Origin of the sequence: Stenotrophomonas sp. SrG (assembly GCF_050031795.1) — a bacterium.
GTDB classification, from domain to species: Bacteria; Pseudomonadota; Gammaproteobacteria; order Xanthomonadales; family Xanthomonadaceae; genus Stenotrophomonas; species Stenotrophomonas rhizophila_A.
Map to the genome: position 1 here is coordinate 16,282 of NZ_JBNBBE010000024.1, position 16,633 is coordinate 32,914.

At 66.3% G+C, this 16,633-nt stretch carries 15 protein-coding genes; 4 read left to right on the forward strand and 11 right to left on the reverse strand.

The window, feature by feature from the left end; genetic code table 11:
* Positions 1–136 precede the first annotated feature (136 nt).
* Entirely contained in the window at positions 137–2,014 is a 1,878-nt protein-coding gene (gene prpE / locus ACQG3P_RS17685; protein WP_426805785.1) for a propionate--CoA ligase, read from the reverse strand.
* Between the two features lie 89 nt (positions 2,015–2,103).
* Positions 2,104–3,168 (reverse strand): aldo/keto reductase, encoded by a 1,065-nt coding sequence (locus ACQG3P_RS17690; protein ID WP_426805786.1) that lies wholly within the window; start codon positions 3,166–3,168, stop codon positions 2,104–2,106.
* A gap of 140 nt (positions 3,169–3,308) precedes the next feature.
* Between ACQG3P_RS17690 and ACQG3P_RS17695 the strand changes: the two genes are divergently transcribed.
* Positions 3,309–4,190, forward strand: a complete 882-nt coding sequence (locus ACQG3P_RS17695; protein ID WP_426805787.1) for an AraC family transcriptional regulator N-terminal domain-containing protein — start codon at positions 3,309–3,311, stop codon at positions 4,188–4,190.
* 57 nt (positions 4,191–4,247) lie between these two features.
* On the opposite strand, the gene ACQG3P_RS17700 is transcribed toward ACQG3P_RS17695, so the two are convergent.
* Positions 4,248–5,234 carry a malate dehydrogenase gene (locus ACQG3P_RS17700; RefSeq protein ID WP_038690241.1) on the reverse strand — a complete coding sequence of 329 codons (987 nt, stop codon included), beginning with the start codon at positions 5,232–5,234 and terminating at the stop codon, positions 4,248–4,250.
* A 114-nt stretch (positions 5,235–5,348) separates the two neighbouring features.
* The gene (locus tag ACQG3P_RS17705) at positions 5,349–5,843 is read right to left on the reverse strand and encodes a peptidylprolyl isomerase (protein ID WP_093534590.1); all 495 of its coding nucleotides are present in this window, start codon (positions 5,841–5,843) and stop codon (positions 5,349–5,351) included.
* Positions 5,844–6,091: 248 nt separating this feature from the next.
* On the opposite strand from ACQG3P_RS17705, the gene typA reads away from it, so the two are divergent.
* From typA to ACQG3P_RS17720, 3 genes are all read left to right on the forward strand, one after another.
* A complete protein-coding gene (typA, locus tag ACQG3P_RS17710) occupies positions 6,092–7,939 on the forward strand; it encodes a translational GTPase TypA (RefSeq protein ID WP_184124918.1) in 1,848 nt (615 codons plus the stop codon).
* A 61-nt stretch (positions 7,940–8,000) separates the two neighbouring features.
* The gene (locus ACQG3P_RS17715; RefSeq protein WP_221414303.1) at positions 8,001–8,435 is read left to right on the forward strand and encodes a DUF2127 domain-containing protein; all 435 of its coding nucleotides are present in this window, start codon (positions 8,001–8,003) and stop codon (positions 8,433–8,435) included.
* A 56-nt stretch (positions 8,436–8,491) separates the two neighbouring features.
* Positions 8,492–10,102, forward strand: coding sequence for an amidase (locus ACQG3P_RS17720; RefSeq protein WP_426805788.1), 1,611 nt, complete (start codon positions 8,492–8,494; stop codon positions 10,100–10,102).
* A gap of 62 nt (positions 10,103–10,164) precedes the next feature.
* Here the strand turns inward: ACQG3P_RS17720 and ACQG3P_RS17725 are convergent, their stop codons facing one another.
* The 7 genes from ACQG3P_RS17725 to rpsK form a co-directional block, all read right to left on the reverse strand.
* On the reverse strand, positions 10,165–11,313 hold the full coding sequence (locus ACQG3P_RS17725) for a mechanosensitive ion channel domain-containing protein (protein ID WP_184124912.1): 1,149 nt from the start codon (positions 11,311–11,313) through the stop codon (positions 10,165–10,167).
* Between the two features lie 89 nt (positions 11,314–11,402).
* The gene (locus ACQG3P_RS17730) at positions 11,403–12,776 is read right to left on the reverse strand and encodes a class II 3-deoxy-7-phosphoheptulonate synthase (RefSeq protein ID WP_068849487.1); all 1,374 of its coding nucleotides are present in this window, start codon (positions 12,774–12,776) and stop codon (positions 11,403–11,405) included.
* A 31-nt stretch (positions 12,777–12,807) separates the two neighbouring features.
* Positions 12,808–13,320, reverse strand: coding sequence for a disulfide bond formation protein B (locus ACQG3P_RS17735; protein ID WP_068849485.1), 513 nt, complete (start codon positions 13,318–13,320; stop codon positions 12,808–12,810).
* A 640-nt stretch (positions 13,321–13,960) separates the two neighbouring features.
* Complete coding sequence (rplQ, locus tag ACQG3P_RS17740; RefSeq protein WP_068849483.1) at positions 13,961–14,347, reverse strand: 50S ribosomal protein L17; 387 nt, start codon at positions 14,345–14,347, stop codon at positions 13,961–13,963.
* Positions 14,348–14,544: 197 nt separating this feature from the next.
* Positions 14,545–15,543: a DNA-directed RNA polymerase subunit alpha gene (locus ACQG3P_RS17745; RefSeq protein WP_068849481.1), complete on the reverse strand. Its 999-nt coding sequence runs from the start codon at positions 15,541–15,543 to the stop codon at positions 14,545–14,547.
* Positions 15,544–15,598: 55 nt separating this feature from the next.
* On the reverse strand, positions 15,599–16,228 hold the full coding sequence (gene rpsD / locus ACQG3P_RS17750) for a 30S ribosomal protein S4 (protein ID WP_068849480.1): 630 nt from the start codon (positions 16,226–16,228) through the stop codon (positions 15,599–15,601).
* A 14-nt stretch (positions 16,229–16,242) separates the two neighbouring features.
* Positions 16,243–16,632 (reverse strand): 30S ribosomal protein S11, encoded by a 390-nt coding sequence (gene rpsK / locus ACQG3P_RS17755; RefSeq protein WP_017355427.1) that lies wholly within the window; start codon positions 16,630–16,632, stop codon positions 16,243–16,245.
* Between the last annotated feature and the right edge of the window lies 1 nt (position 16,633).

Below are 16,633 nucleotides of genomic sequence, written 5' to 3' on the forward strand. Positions count from 1 at the left end.
CCCTTGCGGTCGTCCAGACAGCAGCCCGGGCCGCGCACGCCATCCCCGGCGTGTCGCGCATCGGACCCACAACGATCACCCCCGCAGCTTAACCGAGGTCCCGCGCGGCGGATAATGCACCGCAGCACGGGACACGTTACCGCCCCAGCGCCCGGCGGATCTCGTCCAGCGCGCCGGGGTCGTCCAGGGTGGACAGGTCGCCCGGGTCGCGGTGTTCGGCCAGGGCCTGCAGTGAACGGCGCAGCAGCTTGCCCGAGCGGGTCTTGGGCAGGGCGTTGACCAGGTGGATGTGCGCCGGACGCGCGACCGCGCCCAGGCTCTGGGTGACCCGCTGCATCATCTCGGCCACCACCGCGCTGCCGTCGCCGTCCACTGCCTGCTTGAGGGTGACGAACACCAGCGGCACCTGGCCCTTGAGTTCGTCCTTGACCCCGATCACCGCCGCTTCGGCCACCAGCGGGTGCCCGGAGATGCATTCCTCGATTTCGCGCGTGCCCAGCCGGTGCCCGGCCACGTTGATCACATCGTCGGTGCGGCCAAGGATGAAGGTGTAGCCGTCTTCGTCGCGGATCGCCCAGTCCAGCGAGCTGTACAGCAGTTCCTTGAAGTGGCTGAAGTAGCTCTGGATGAAACGGTCGTCGTCGTTCCAGACCGTGCTCATGCAGCCCGGCGGCAGCGGCGGCACCATCACCAGCACGCCCTTCTGCCCGGCCTGCACTTCGGCGCCGGTGTTCTCATCGATCACCTTCATGCGGTAACCGAGGTTGGGGAAGCCCGGCGAACCGAAACGCACCGGCTTGAGGTCCACGCCCGGCAGCAGGGTCAGCGCCGGCCAGCCGGTTTCGGTCTGCCAGTAGTTGTCGATGATCGGCTTGCCCAGCGCATCGTTGATCCAGTGCGCGGTCGGCTCGTCCAGTGGCTCACCGGCCAGGAATACATACTTCAATGCGTCCAGGTCGTGGCGTCGGATGAAGTCGGCATCGTGCTTCTTCAGCACACGGATCGCGGTCGGCGACGAGAACAACGTGCGCACTCCGTACTGTTCGCACAGTGCCCACCAGATGCCCGGATCCGGGTTGGTGGGCAGCCCTTCATACAACAGCGAGGTGCAGCCGCCGATCAGAGGGCCGTAGACGTTGTAGGAATGCCCCACCGCCCAGCCGACGTCCGAGGTGGAGAACATCACCTGGCCCGGCTTGCAGTCGAACACGGTTTCCATGGACTGCGCCATCGCCACCGCATAGCCGCCCACGTCGCGCTGCACACCCTTGGGCTTGCCGGTGGTGCCGGAGGTGTACAGCAGGTAGCTGGGCTCGCTCGATTCCAGCCACACCACCGGCACGTCCTGGTCGCCGACTTCGTCGCGCAGGGTCGCGTAGTCGACATCACGGCCCGGCACCTTCGGCTCGGCCGGGTCCAGCCCGCGCGAGACGATCAGCACGTGCGGCGGCGGCGACTGCGCTTCGGCGCAGGCCGCATCCACCATCGCCTTGTATGGAATCACCTTGCCGCCGCGCTTGCCGGCATCGGCGGCGATCAGCAGCTTGGGCGCGGCATCGTCGATGCGCAGCGCCAGGTTGTGCGCGGCAAACCCACCGAACACCACCGAGTGGATGGCGCCGATGCGGGCGCAGGCCAGCATGGCGAAGACCGCCTCGGCCATGTTCGGCATGTAGATCACCACGCGGTCGCCGCGCTGCACATCCAGCCGCTGCAGCACGGCGGCGAACGCATTCACTTCGCGGTACAGCTCGCGGTAGGTGATTTCGCGGGTGACGTTGGTCTCGGTGGAAATGGCCACCAGCGCCAGCTGGTCGGGGCGCTCGGCCAGGTGCCGGTCCACCGCGTTGTAGCAGAGGTTGGTCTGGCCCCCCACGTACCAGCGCCGGAATGGCGGGTTGCTGTAATCCAGGATCTGCTGCGGCGGTACATGCCAGTAGATCCGGTGCGCTTCCTCGGCCCAGAACGCTTCGGGTTCTTCCACCGACCGACGGTAAACCTCTTCGTAACGCATGACAGCCCTCCCAGACAAAGTCATGGGATCGAGCATAGTCCGATGGCGGTGGACCGGCCGTCCGACCTTGGTCGTAGGAGGGCCCGGTGCTACCGGCTCCGGATCCGGCTTCCACCAGTGATCAGCTGCTGTGCCATCGGCCGTGCGATGAAACGCGCGGGGAAGATCGGTGCCGGCGCGCTCGCCGCGTCCAGGCGTTGCAGCTGCGCATCACTGAACACGATGTCCAGCGCACCGATATTGTCCTGGAACTGCGCCAAGGTGCGCGCGCCCATGACCGGCGAGACCACGGCCGGATGCCGCAGCGTCCAGGCCAGGGCGACCTGCGAACGGCTGGCACCCAGCTCCTCGGCGATCGCACCGACCACGTCGGCGATATCCAGGGCGCGCCCGGTAAGGTGTCCGGTGGACGCGATCACGCCCTTGCGCGTGGGCGATACGTCGGCAGCATTGTCGTCGGTCAGATCCGCGCGGCTGTACTTGCCGGTGAGCACCCCGCCGCCCAGCGGCGACCAGGGCAGCACGCCGAGACCGAGCGCTTCGGCCATCGGCATCAACTCGTGCTCCACGGTACGCTCGAGCAGGCTGTACTCGATCTGCAGCGCGACGAACGGCGACCAGCCGCGCAGGTCGGCCAGGGTCTGCATCTGCGCCACGCGCCATGCCGGCGTGTTGCAGATACCGAGGTAAAGCACCTTGCCCGCGCGGACCAGATCGTCCAGCGCACGCATCACCTCCTGCGGCGATGTCGTGAAGTCCCACGCGTGCAGGTACAGCAGGTCGATACGATCGGTATCGAGCTGGCGCAGGCTGGTTTCCACGGAGCGCACCAGGTTGAGACGGTGGTTGCCACCGGCATTGGGATTGCCCGCCTCGCGCGACATGGTGAACTTGGTGGCGAGCACGATGCGTTCGCGCATGGCCTTGATCAGCCGGCCGAGGATGCGTTCGGCGCTGCCGTTGGTGTAGTTCACGGCGGTGTCGATGAAGTTGCCGCCGCGCTCGACATAGGCATCGAAGATGCGCGCGGCCTCGGTGTCGTCGGCGCCCCAGCCCCAGTCGGCACCGAAGGTCATGGTGCCCAACGACAGCGGCGACACGCGCAGGCCGGATCGTCCGAGCAGGCGGTAGTGATTGAGGGCGTTGGTGGTCATCGGCAGAGCCTCGGGCCAGGGAAGTGCCGGGAATCTTCCGGCGGCGGCTCCGGGAGGCGATAGCCTGTGCGTCCGGCAGGCTTGCACGATCGTCCATCCCCCACGCGCCCCGCGCCGGTCGGCCTGTACCATCCAACGGCATGGACCGACTCGCTGCCTTCGTTGCCCTGCTGGACCGCCACGCGCCGTCCGACGGCATGCATGCCGTCGCACTGCCGGGGGTCACGCTGATCCGCGCCGCATCGCCGACGCTGCCCATGCCGGTGATCTACGAACCCACCGTGTGCCTGGTCGGCCAGGGCGTCAAACAGGCGCACCTGGGCGCGACCTCGTACCGCTATGACCCGCAACACTACCTGATCGCCTCGGTGGACCTGCCGGTGATGGGCTCGGTGATCCAGGCCAGTCCCGAACGGCCCTATCTGTGCCTGCAGCTGGATCTGGACATGGCCACGTTGTCCGAACTCGCCCTCGCCCACCCGGCCGCGCCGGCACTTGCGCCAGCGCCCGCCAGCGGGCTGTCGCTCAACCGCACCAGCCCGGAACTGCTGGATGCTGCGGTTCGCCTGCTGGCGCTGCTGGACGCACCGTCTGATATCGACGCGCTGGCGCCCCTGACCGTGCGCGAACTGCTGTACCGGCTGCTGCAGGGGCCCGGTGGCGGGATCCTGCGCCACATCGCGCAGGCCGACAGCCGGCTCAACCAGATCGCCCGCGCCATCGCGTGGATCAAGACGAACTTCCACCAGCCGTGCCGGATCGAACAGGTCGCCGAGGTGGCCGGCATGAGCCGCTCCAGTTTCCACCAGCACTTCAAGGCGATCACCACGCTGAGCCCGCTGGAGTTCCGCACCCGCCTGCGCCTGCAGGAGGCGCGCCGGTTGATGGTGGGCGATGCACTGGACGCGGCCAGCGCCGGCTTCCACGTCGGCTACGAAAGCCCCTCGCAGTTCAGCCGCGACTACGTCCGCGTATTCGGCGCGCCGCCGGCGAAAGATGCAGGGCGGTTGCGCGCCGGGTAGCGGAACAAAAAAACGCCGGGCAAGCCCGGCGTTTTTCAATGCGTACCGACCAAGGGATCAACCCAGCAGGTGGGCCACGCCGCTGCGCTCTTCTTCCAGCTCGGCCAGGGTCTTGTCGATGTACTTCTGGCTGAAGTCGTCGACCGGCAGGTCCTTGACCAGGGTGTACTCACCGTTTTCGGTGGTCACCGCAAAGCCGAAGATCACGCCTTCCGGGATGCCGTAGGAACCGTCGGACGGCACGCCCATGGTCACCCACTTGCCGTTGCTGCCCAGCACCCAGTCGCGCACGTGGTCGATGGCGGCATTGGCGGCCGAAGCAGCCGAGGACGAACCACGGGCTTCGATGATCGCCGCGCCGCGCTTGCCCACGGTCGGAATGAAGGTACCGGCATTCCATTCCTGGTCGTTGATCGCATCGGCGACGGAGGCACCGTCGGCGGTGGCGAAACGGTAGTCCGGGTACATGGTCGGGCTGTGGTTGCCCCACACGACCAGCTTCTCGATGCCACCCACCGACTTGCCCAGCTTGGACGACAGCTGGCTCAGCGCACGGTTGTGGTCCAGGCGCAGCATGGCGGTGAAGTTGCGCGGGTTCAGGTCCGGCGCCGACTTCATGGCGATGTAGGCATTGGTGTTGGCCGGGTTGCCGACGACCAGCACCTTCACGTTGCGGCTGGCGACCTTGTTCAGCGCCGCGCCCTGCGCGGTGAAGATCTTGGCGTTTTCCAGCAGCAGGTCCTTGCGCTCCATGCCCGGGCCGCGCGGACGCGCGCCGACCAGCAGGGCGATGTCGGCGTCCTTGAACGCCACTTCGGCGTCATCGGTGCCGACCATGCCGGCCAGCAGCGGGAACGCGCAGTCTTCCAGTTCCATCATCACGCCGCGCAGGGCGGCCTGGGCCTTGTCGACCGGCAGCTCGAGCAGCTGCAGGATGACCGGCTGGTCCTTGCCCAGCATTTCGCCGGAGGCGATGCGGAACAGCAGGGCGTAGCCGATCTGGCCGGCGGCGCCGGTCACGGCAACACGAACAGGTGCTTTCATGGGGATTTCCTCTGCTAAGAAGCTGTGTGGGAGTGGCCACCGGGCGGGGAGAAACCTGGCGGGGCGGCCGGAAATGCGCAACGGCCTCCCGCGAGGGAGGCCGTTGAAAGGGAATTACTTGGCCGGGATCAGCTTGTTCCACTCGGCCACGCGGTCGGCCTGGGCGGCCAGCACGGCGTCGGTGTCGCCTTCCAGGGTGATCGAATGGATCACGTCGCCCTGCTTGACCGAGTCCACGATGGCCTGGCCATCCAGCACCTGGCCGAACACGGTGTGCTTGCCGTCCAGCCAGTCGGTCTTGATGTGGGTGATGAAGAACTGGCTGCCGTTGGTGTTCGGGCCGGCATTGGCCATGGACAGCGAACCGACCTGGTGCTTCACGCCGTTCTTCTCGTCTTCGAACTTGTAGCCCGGGCCGCCGGTGCCCTGGCCCTTGGGGCAACCGCCCTGGATCATGAAATCGGGGATCACGCGGTGGAAGATCAGGCCGTCATAGAAGCCCTTCTGGACCAGGTTCACGAAGTTGGCGACGGTCAGCGGCGCCTTGTCGGCGAACAGCTCGACCTTGATCGGGCCCTGGGTGGTGTCGAAAGTGGCGATGAGGGACATGAGGATCCTTGATATTCGGGGGTTGTCGTCAGCCCGTAAGGATACACCGGAGGGACGCGCGGAGCCCGCCTGACCATGGTCGAACCCACCCGGTAGCGCAGGCCGTTGGCCGGCCCTCAGGTACCCGTGTGCCCGCCAACGGCGGGCGCTACCTGAATGCGCCAAAGGTTGTTTTCGCGTTTGGCCATCAAAGCCGTATAATGATGGACTTCTTTTTCCAAATCCGGCGCCGACTGGCCCCCTTTCGCATGTCTATCGAAAATCTTCGCAACATCGCCATCGTCGCCCACGTCGACCACGGTAAGACCACCCTTGTGGACCAGCTGCTGAAGCAGTCCGGCACCCTCTCCGAGCGCACCGTGCTCGCCGAGCGCGTGATGGACAGCAACGACCAGGAAAAGGAGCGTGGCATCACGATCCTGGCCAAGAACACGGCCATCACCTGGGAAGACAAGCGCACCGGCGTCAAGAACCGCATCAACATCGTCGACACCCCCGGACACGCCGACTTCGGCGGTGAAGTGGAGCGCGTGCTGTCGATGGTGGACACCGTGCTGATCCTGGTCGACGCCATGGACGGCCCGATGCCGCAGACCCGCTTCGTCACCCAGAAGGCCTTCGCGATGGGCTTCAAGCCGATCGTGGTGGTCAACAAGGTCGACCGCCCGGGCTCGCGTCCGGATTGGGTGATCGACCAGGTCTTCGACCTGTTCGACAAGCTCGGCGCCACCAATGAACAGCTCGACTTCCCGATCGTCTACGCTTCGGCCCTGAACGGCTACGCCGGCCTGGAAGACAGCGTGCGCGATGGCGACATGACCCCGCTGTACGAAGCGATCATGCAGCACGCGCCGAAGCCGGAAGTGGACCCGGAAGGTCCGTTCCAGATGCGCATCAGCCAGCTGGACTACAACAACTTCGTGGGCGTGATCGGCATCGGCCGCATCCAGCGCGGCACCCTGAAGAAGAACATGCAGGTCGCGGTGATCGACCGTGAAGGCAAGAAGCGCAACGGCAAGGTCGCCCAGGTGCTGGGCTTCCTGGGCCTTGAGCGCATCGAGCAGGAAACGGCCGAAGCCGGCGACATCGTCGCCATCTCGGGCATTCCGGAGCTGACCATCTCCGACACCCTGTGCCACCCGGACACCCCGGAAGCACTGCCGGCGCTGACCGTCGACGAGCCGACCATCTCCATGACCTTCCAGGTCAACAACTCGCCGTTCGCCGGCAACAAGGATCTGTCCGGTGGCAAGTTCCTGACCAGCCGCCAGATCAAGGACCGCCTGGACCGCGAACAGGTCCACAACGTGGCCCTGAAGGTGGAACAGCTGGAAGACGCCGACAAGTTCCTGGTCTCCGGCCGTGGCGAACTGCACCTGTCGGTGCTGATCGAGAACATGCGTCGCGAAGGCTACGAGCTGGCCGTGTCGCGCCCGGAAGTGATCATCAAGCAGATCGACGGCCAGGCCATGGAGCCGATCGAGCAGCTGGTGGTGGACGTTGAAGAAGTGCACCAGGGCGGCGTGATGGAAAAGCTGGGCACCCGCAAGGGCCAGCTGAAGAACATGGAGCCGGACGGCAAGGGCCGTGTGCGCCTGGAATACATGATCCCGGCCCGTGGCCTGATCGGCTTCCAGAACGAGTTCAAGACCCTGACCCAGGGTTCTGGCCTGCTGTTCCACGTGTTCGACCATTACGGCCCGAAGGAACAGGGCGCCATCGCCAAGCGCCAGAACGGCGTGATGATCGCCAACGCCCCGGGCGCCACCCCCGCGTACTCGCTGGGGCCGCTGCAGGAACGCGGCAAGCTGTTCGCTGCTGAAGGTGACAACGTGTACGAAGGCCAGCTGATCGGTATCCACTCCAAGGACAACGACCTGACCGTCAACGCGATCAAGACCAAGCCGCTGACCAACATGCGCGCTTCGGGCAAGGACGACGCGATCCAGCTGACCCCGGCGATCAAGTACTCGCTGGAGCAGGCCCTGGACTTCATCGAAGACGACGAACTGGTCGAAATCACGCCCAAGGAAATCCGTCTGCGCAAGAAGTTCCTGACCGAAAGCGACCGCAAGAAGGCCTCGCGCGGCGGCTGATCGGACCCTTGTGACCGACACGGCCTACAACCCGGATCCTCACAAGCATCCGGGACTTCACATGATCGCCTTGCTGGAAGCCAGCAAGGCGGTCCTGGCGCTGTTGGCGGCTACCGGGCTGGAAGTGCTCGGCCCGCAGCCACTGCGTGATGGGGTCAATGCCCTGATCCGGCGTTTCAGCCTGGACCCGGATCACGGCACCCTGCCCTCGCTGCTCAACATGATCAGCCCCGATGCCGTCCACCTGGCCGCTGCGGCCATGGTTGCCTACGGCATCCTGCATCTCTTCGAGGCCTGGGGCCTCTGGCGCGCCAAAGCCTGGGCATCCTGGCTGGGCTGCGTCACCGCCGGCATCTACCTGCCGTTCGACATTTTCGCGATCATCCGCCACCCGGGCTGGGCCTCGTGGTCGGTGCTGGTGATCAACCTCATCGTGGTCGGCGTCCTCGCCCGCGACATCCGCAAGCGTCACGGCCCGGCCCAACCGCCGGCGTGAGTTGCCAAGCGTGCGGAGCGCTGGTTAGCCTGAGCGCTGGTTCCGGGGATACACAGATGCGCGCGCCACTGACATCGCTCGTGTTGGCCATCGCACTGCTGGCAGGCTGCTCGCCCTCGCCCGTGCCCTTGTTCAACCAGGCCCATGCCGCCGCGTCCGCGGCCCCACGCGATACGCCGTTCGCCTACGCCGAAACCGATATCGTCCAGTTGCAGGCGGCGATGGCCGCTGGCGAGCTGGACAGCGTCACCCTGACCCGCGCCTACCTGGAACGGATCGCCCGGCTCGACCGCGCCGGCCCGCGCCTCAACGCCGTGCTGGAGCTCAATCCGGATGCCCTGAAGGAAGCGGCGGCACTGGATGCCGAACGCCGCCGCGGGCAGCTGCGCGGCCCCCTGCACGGCATTCCGCTGCTGCTCAAGGACAACATCGGGGCACGCCCGATGGGCACCAGCGCCGGTTCGCTGGCACTGGCCGGGTTCCGCCCCGACGATGCGTTCCTGGTCACCCGGCTGCGCGCGGCCGGCGCGCTGATCCTGGGCAAGACCAATCTCAGCGAATGGGCGAACTTCCGTTCCAGCCAGTCGATTTCCGGCTGGAGCGCGCGTGGTGGCCAGACCCGGAATCCCTACCGGCTCAGCCACAACCCGTGCGGCTCCAGCAGCGGCAGCGCGGTGGCGGTGGCGGCCAACCTGGCAGCCGCCGCGGTGGGTACCGAGACCGACGGCAGCATCGTCTGCCCGGCTGCGGTGAACGGCGTGGTCGGGCTCAAACCCACGGTCGGGCTGGTCAGCCGCGATGGCATCGTGCCGATTTCCTTCAGCCAGGACACCGCCGGCCCGATCACCCGCAGCGTGGCCGATGCCGCCGCCCTGTTGACGGCGATGGCCGGCCGCGACGACGCCGACCCGGCCACGGCGACCATGCCCGGGCGGGCGGTGTATGACTACACCGCGCGACTGAATCCGGACGGCCTGCGCGGCGCCCGGATCGGCGTCCTGCATGGTCCGCTGGACCAGCAGCCCGGGGTCGCTCCCGCCCTGCAGCACGCGATCGGCGTGCTGCGCGATGCCGGCGCCGTGGTGGTACCGGTGCAGCTGCCTACCGAGGGGCAGTGGGAAGACGCCGAACGCCTGGTGCTGCTGCACGAGTTCAAAGCCGGCATGCAGCGCTACCTCACCCGCCACCAGGCCCCGGTGCGCGACCTGGACGCGATCATCGCCTTCAACCGGACCCATGCCGACAAGGAGCTGGTGCTGTTCGGGCAGGATCTGATGGAGACGGCCGCGCAGGCCGGCGGCCTGGGCAGCCCCGAGTACATCGCTGCACGCACCCAGGCGCGCCGCCTGGCCGGCCCCGAGGGGATCGACGCGGTGCTCAAGGCCGAGCGCCTGGACGCCCTGGTGGCGCCCACCACGGGCACCGCATGGCCGATCCGTACCGGCCAGGGCGATGACTTCCCCGGCGGCAGCTACAGCGCCGCCGCCGTGGCCGGCTACCCGAGCCTGACCGTGCCGATGGCGCACGTGAACGGACTGCCCTTGGGGCTGTTGTTCATGGGCACGGCCTGGAGCGAGCCGAAGCTGATCGAGCTGGCGTACGACTATGAGCAGCGCACCCGGGCCCGGCGTCCGCCGCGGTTCGGGACGCAGGCGTTGTTGCCGTAGGTTGGCTGCGGTCCGGCCAACGGCCGGGGCTACGAATTTTTACGGGCGCATTGGGATCGGGATCAACCCACCGTGGGGTCTTCGACCGGGACCACCGCCGGGGGGCCGTCTTCGGCGCCGGGTGAGCGCACGTCGTCGGCGGGCTGCGAGCGCGGGGTGCGCGTGGGCGGATCGGGGCGCTCGAGGAGTTCGGCGCGCGTGCGTGGCAGCGCCTGCGGATGTTCACGGGCGAGGAAGTCGAGCATGCGTTCGCGCACGATGCAGCGCAGGTCGAAGGCGTCGCCGGAATTGCGCGCACTGACCAGCAGGCGCACCTGCAGCGTGTGATCGGTGGTTTCCGTCACCTGGGTGACGCAGACGCGGCCATCCCACAACGCTTCGCCCTTGCAGATGCGCTCGAGCTCGGTGCGGATCGCCGCGATCGGCGCCCGATAGTCCAGCCACAGGAAGGCGGTGCCGAGCAGGTCGGCGCTGCGCCGGGTCCAGTTCTGGAATGGATTCTCGATGAACCAGGTCAACGGCACCACCATGCGCCGCTCGTCCCAGATCCGCACCACCACGTAGCTGCTGCCGATCTCTTCCACCCGGCCCCATTCGCCTTCGACGATCACCACGTCATCGAGGCGGATCGGCTGGGTCAGCGCGATCTGCAGGCCGGCGATCAGGTTGCCGAACACCGGCTTGGCGGCGATGCCGGCGACCAGGCCGATGATGCCGGCCGAGGCCAGCAGTGCGGTGCCGATCTGGCGCACCATCGGGAAGGTCAGCAGCACCATCGAGGCGCCGACCAGGATGATGGCGCCCATCAGCACGCGGCTGAGCACGCGGGTCTGGGTCTGGATGCGGCGGGCGGCCAGGTTGTCGGCCACTTCCATCGGGTGGTCACGCAGGATCGCCTGCTCGCCGGCAGCCACCGCGCGCACCAGCAGCCAGATGAAGCACGCCGTCAATCCGATATGCAGCAGCCGCAGCGACTGGTCCAGCCAGCGCCCGTCCAGCGGGGTGGCTTCCAGTGCGGGAATCAGCACCAGCATCGGCAGCGCGAACGCCAGCGGCCGGCTGATCACGCGCGCGATGCGCGCACGGCGGTAGTCGCGCCCCTTCAGGCGGCGGGTCAGCAACATCAGTGCCCACCATCCGGTGAGACCGATCGCCAGCGCGATCCCGATCGGCCAGAGATAAGCGGCGGCCGTCTGCCAATCCACGTGCATGCACGCTCCCGTGTTGATCACAAAGGAGCTCTAGCGTGCCAAACACGACATGACCGTAGCGTAGAGCCACGCCCGGAATTGTTACGCGGTCAGCCGCCCTGCTTGCGCACGATGGCCATGGCGATCTCGAGCGACTGCTCGTAGTTCAGGCGCGGATCTACCGATGACCGGTAGGCACGCTCCAGGTCGCGCTCGGTGAGCTCGCGCGCGCCCCCGGTGCACTCGGTGACATCCTCCCCGGTCAGCTCCAGGTGCACGCCGCCCAGCCGCGTACCGGCGGCCGCGTGCAGGTCGAAGGACAGCTCCACTTCACTGCGCACGTTGTCGAAGCGACGGGTCTTGTAGCCGTTGCTGGTGCTTTCGGTGTTGCCATGCATGGCATCGCACACCCACAGCACGCGGCGACCATCGCGCTTGACCGCCTCCAGCAGCGGCGGCAGCTTCCCGGCGATCTGGGCCGCCCCCATGCGATGGATGAAACTCAGGCGGCCGGGTTCGTCTTCAGGATTGAGCACGTCGATCAGGCGCAGCAGCTGGTCGGGCTGCACGGACGGGCCGACCTTGATGGCAATGGGGTTGCGCACGCCGCGCAGGTATTCCACGTGGGCGCCATCGAGGGCGGCGGTGCGCATGCCGATCCACGGGTAATGCGTGCTCAGGTTGAGCCAGCCATGCTGGCGCGGCACCTGGCGGGTGAGCGCCTGCTCATACGGCAGCAGCAGCGCTTCGTGCGAGGTATAGAAGTCGATCCGGTTGAGGTTGTACACCTGCGCGCCGGACAGGGTTTCCATGAAGCGCACGGCATCGCCGATGGAGGAGACCATCTTCTGGTAGTCGGTGGCCAGCGGCGAATGCCGCACCCACTCCAGGTTCCAGTACTCGGGATGGTGCAGGTCGGCGAAGCCACCATCGATCAGCGCACGCACGAAGTTCATGGTCATGGCCGAATGCGCGTGGGCCTGCAGCATCCTGCGCGGATCGGGCAGGCGCGCGGCTTCGGTGAACTCGGGCGCGTTGATCACATCACCCCGGTAGCTGGGCAGGGTCACGCCATCGCGGGTTTCGGTATCGGCCGAACGCGGCTTGGCATATTGCCCGGCGAACCGGCCGACGCGGATCACGGGCTTGCGCATGCCGTGCACGAGCACCAGGCTCATCTGCAGCAGCACCTTGAGCCGGTTGGAGATGGTGGTGGACTCGCAGTCGCTGAAGTTCTCCGCGCAATCGCCGCCCTGCAGCAGGAAACGCTTGCCTTCCTGGGCCTCGGCGAGCTGCTGCTTGAGCGAGAGGATCTCCCAGGAGGTCACCAGCGGCGGCAGCCGCTTGAGCTCGTGCAAGGACGCATCCAGCGCCACCGGATCGGGATACGTCGGCATCTGCAGCGCGGGCCGGCCGCGCCAGCTCTCCGGCGACCAGTCGGTCGGCAGCGAAGCGGAAGGGGTGGCACGGTCGGAGGCAGTCATCGGAATATCCAGTAAACCAGCAGAAGAAAGATCAGTAGCGACGGGCAGGACGGCGGAACGACACCACCAGCGCCCACAGGCCCAGCACGGTGAACCACACCAGGCTCCACATGGGCATGGTCAGCCCCAGGAACTGCCAGTCGATGTTGCCGCAGTTGCCGGTACCGGTAAGCACGGTACGGAACACTTCGAACGGCCCCATGGTCTCGCTCAGGAACGAAAGCGGCGGCCCACAGCTCGAGCCCATGTCCTGGGGCAGCAGCTGCACGTACACATGGCGCCCGGCAATGCCGATGCCCACGGCGGCGGCAATGAAGGCCAGCACGCCATAGGTGATGCGCCCGGGCCGATCCCGCGGGCCATGCAGCGCGCCAATCAGGAACAACAACCCCAGCGCGGCGAACGCGATGCGCTGGAAGATGCACAGCGGGCAAGGCTCCAGCCCCATCTTCAGCTGCAGGAAGATCGCATAGCCCAGCAGGCCAGCACACACCAGGAACCCCAGAAGGAACTGGGCGCGGTAATTCCAGCGCAATGGATTCATTGCCAACACTCTTGTTAGTCCAGACGCCAAGATTAACAGGGAGCTGTGCGGTGTAGGCTGCGGCCGTTTGCCGTACATCGGCTTAGTAGGCCATATGGTGTGTTTCAGGGTTTGCGCCAACAGCTTCACGGCTGAGAGGTCCACGGCCCGGCCGCGCCGGGGGCGGGTTTGCGGGGGGCGCCGTGAACCCGTCCTTGGGGGCTCTTGCGAAACATCCATGTTTCGCAAAGCCCCCGCAAACCCGCCCCCGTCGCGACCCCGACGGTGGGTCGGTGCGCATGGGAGGGCAACAGCAGTCGGGCAAGGCCCGGTTTTACCGTTGGCGACGCCGGGCCGGGCGTGCCCGGCCTGTCTCAGGCGCCAGCCTCCCACGCCCGGCCGATGGGCCCTTTGGCCACCGACCACGTGTCGGGGGCCCCGGCCGGGGTGGGTTTGCGGGGGCTTTACCAAACATGGATGTTTGGTAAGAGCCCCCATGGAAGGGTTCACGGCGCCCCCCGCAAACCCACACCGGCCGGGGCCCCGCAGTGACCAGCGAGCAACCAGCGCCGTTGACGTTGACGTTGCTCTTGATCTACAGCCAACAAAAAACCCGGCACAAGGCCGGGTTCTTTGAAGAATCTTTGGTAAAGCGCGTCGATTATTCTTCGACGGCTTCAGCCACGGCGGCCGGACGGTCGACCAGTTCGACGTAGGCCATCGGCGCGTTGTCGCCAGCGCGGAAGCCGCACTTCAGCAGACGCAGGTAGCCGCCCGGACGGTTCGCGTAACGCGGGCCCAGGGTGGTGAACAGGTTGCCCACGGCTTCGTTGTCACGCAGGCGGGCGAAAGCCAGACGGCGGTTGGCAACGGAGTCGACCTTGGCCAGGGTGATCAGCGGCTCGGCGACGCGGCGCAGTTCCTTGGCCTTCGGCAGGGTGGTCTTGATCAGCTCGTGCTTGAACAGCGACGCGGCCATGTTCTTGAACATTGCTTCGCGGTGGGCGCTGGTACGGCTGAACTTACGGCCGGATTTCATGTGACGCATGACGGATGTTCCTTGAAAGAATGTTGGATCGGTTGGGTATCGCTGTCGCCTTCCCGGCGTTGTTGCTTGGACTGCGGATGGTCCGGTGCCGGCCCTCCTGGCCGACCGTCACCGCAGGCTGGCGCCTGTCGATGCGAGGTGCTTCGGGTAAAGCCCCCGCACCCGAAGGTGCGGGGTAAAGCATTTACTGCGCTGGATCAGCCGAGCATGCCGTGCTGGGCGACACCGGCCGGCGGCCAGTTCTCCAGCTTCATGCCGAGCGAAAGGCCGCGCTGGGCGAGGACTTCCTTGATCTCGGTCAGCGATTTCTTGCCGAGGTTCGGGGTCTTGAGCAGTTCCACTTCGGTCTTCTGGATCAGATCGCCGATGTAGTAGATGCTCTCGGCCTTGAGGCAGTTGGCCGAACGCACGGTCAGTTCCAGGTCGTCGATCGGGCGCAGCAGCACCGGATCCACGCCGTTGTTGGCCGGCTTGGCTGCACCGCGGTCGCGGTGGGTGAAGTCACCGAAGACCGACAGCTGATCGCTGAGGATGTCGGCGGCAGTGCGCACGGCTTCCTCGGCATCGATCGTGCCGTTGGTTTCGATGTCCAGCACCAGCTTGTCCAGGTCGGTACGCTGTTCGACGCGGGCCGCTTCCACCGAATAGGCGACGCGACGGACCGGCGAGAACGAGGCGTCCAGGACCAGACGACCGATGGCACGGGTTTCTTCGTCCGGACGACGACGCGCGGCGGCCGGCTGGTAGCCGAAACCACGCTCGATCTTCAGGCGCATGTTGACTGCCGTGTCCTTGGTCAGGTGGCAGATGACATGATCCGTGTTGAGGATCTCGACGTTGTGGTCGACCTTGATATCGGCAGCAGTCACGACACCCGGACCCTGCTTGGACAGCGACAGGGTTGCGCTGTCGCCGGTGTGCATACGGATCGCCACGTCCTTCAGGTTGAGCAGGACTTCGAGAACGTCCTCCTGCAGGCCTTCGAGCGTGGTGTACTCGTGCAGTACGCCGTCGATCTCAACTTCCGTGATGGCGAAGCCCGGGATGGACGACAGCAGCACGCGACGCAGGGCATTGCCCAGCGTATGCCCGTAACCACGCTCCAAGGGTTCGATAACGACCTTGGCGCGGGTGTCGGTAAGGCGTTCGATCTGCGGACCACGAGGACGCAGAACCTGGTTGGCGGTAACCGTCATGTTGCGGGTTCTCCTAGTGAACCCCCGGCCGTCGCCGGGGGCTCTCCAATGTGAATTACTTCGAATACAACTCGACGATCAGCGCTTCGTTGATATCCGCAGGCAGGTCCGAACGATCCGGCACGGCCTTGAAGATGCCGGCGAACTTGTCGGCGTCCACTTCGATCCACGTCGGGCGCAGGTCGTGCGTCTTGGACACGGTCAGGGCTTCCTGAACGCGCAGCTGCTTGGCAGCCTTCTCGGACAGCGCGACAGCGTCGCCAGCCTTGACCTGGTACGAAGCCAGGTTGACCGACTTGCCGTTCACGGTGACGCCGCGGTGCGAGACCAGCTGACGGGCAGCCGGACGGGTCACTGCGAAGCCCATGCGATAGACGACGTTGTCCAGGCGGGTTTCCAACAGCTGCAGCAGGTTCTCGCCGGTGTTGCCCTTCTTGGTCGAGGCCTTCTTGTAGTAGTTGCGGAACTGACGCTCCAGCAGACCGTAGATACGCTTGACCTTCTGCTTTTCACGCAGCTGGGTGGCGTAGTCGGACAGCTTGCCCTTGCGGGCGGTCGCGCCGTGCTGGCCGGGCTTCTGCTCCAGCTTGCACTTGGAGTCCAGCGCACGGGCCGGGCTCTTGAGGGAAAGGTCGGCGCCTTCGCGGCGGGCGAGCTTACAGGTAGGACCGATATAACGAGCCATTTCTTATCGCTCCTTTAGACGCGACGCTTCTTCGGCGGACGGCACCCGTTGTGCGGGATTGGCGTCACGTCGATGATGTTGGTGATCTTGTAGCCCACGTTGTTCAGCGAGCGCACGGCCGACTCACGACCCGGACCCGGGCCCTTGATGCGGACTTCCAGGGACTTGACGCCGTAATCCAGCGCGGCACGGCCGGCTTTCTCGGCAGCCACCTGGGCAGCGAACGGGGTGGACTTACGCGAACCGCGGAAGCCAGCGCCACCGGACGTCGCCCACGACAGAGCATTGCCCTGGCGGTCGGTGATGGTCACGATGGTGTTGTTGAAAGAAGCGTGGACGTGGGCAACGCCGTCAGTGACGACGCGCTTGATCTTCTTCTTGGTCTTAGCGACGGGCTTAGCCATT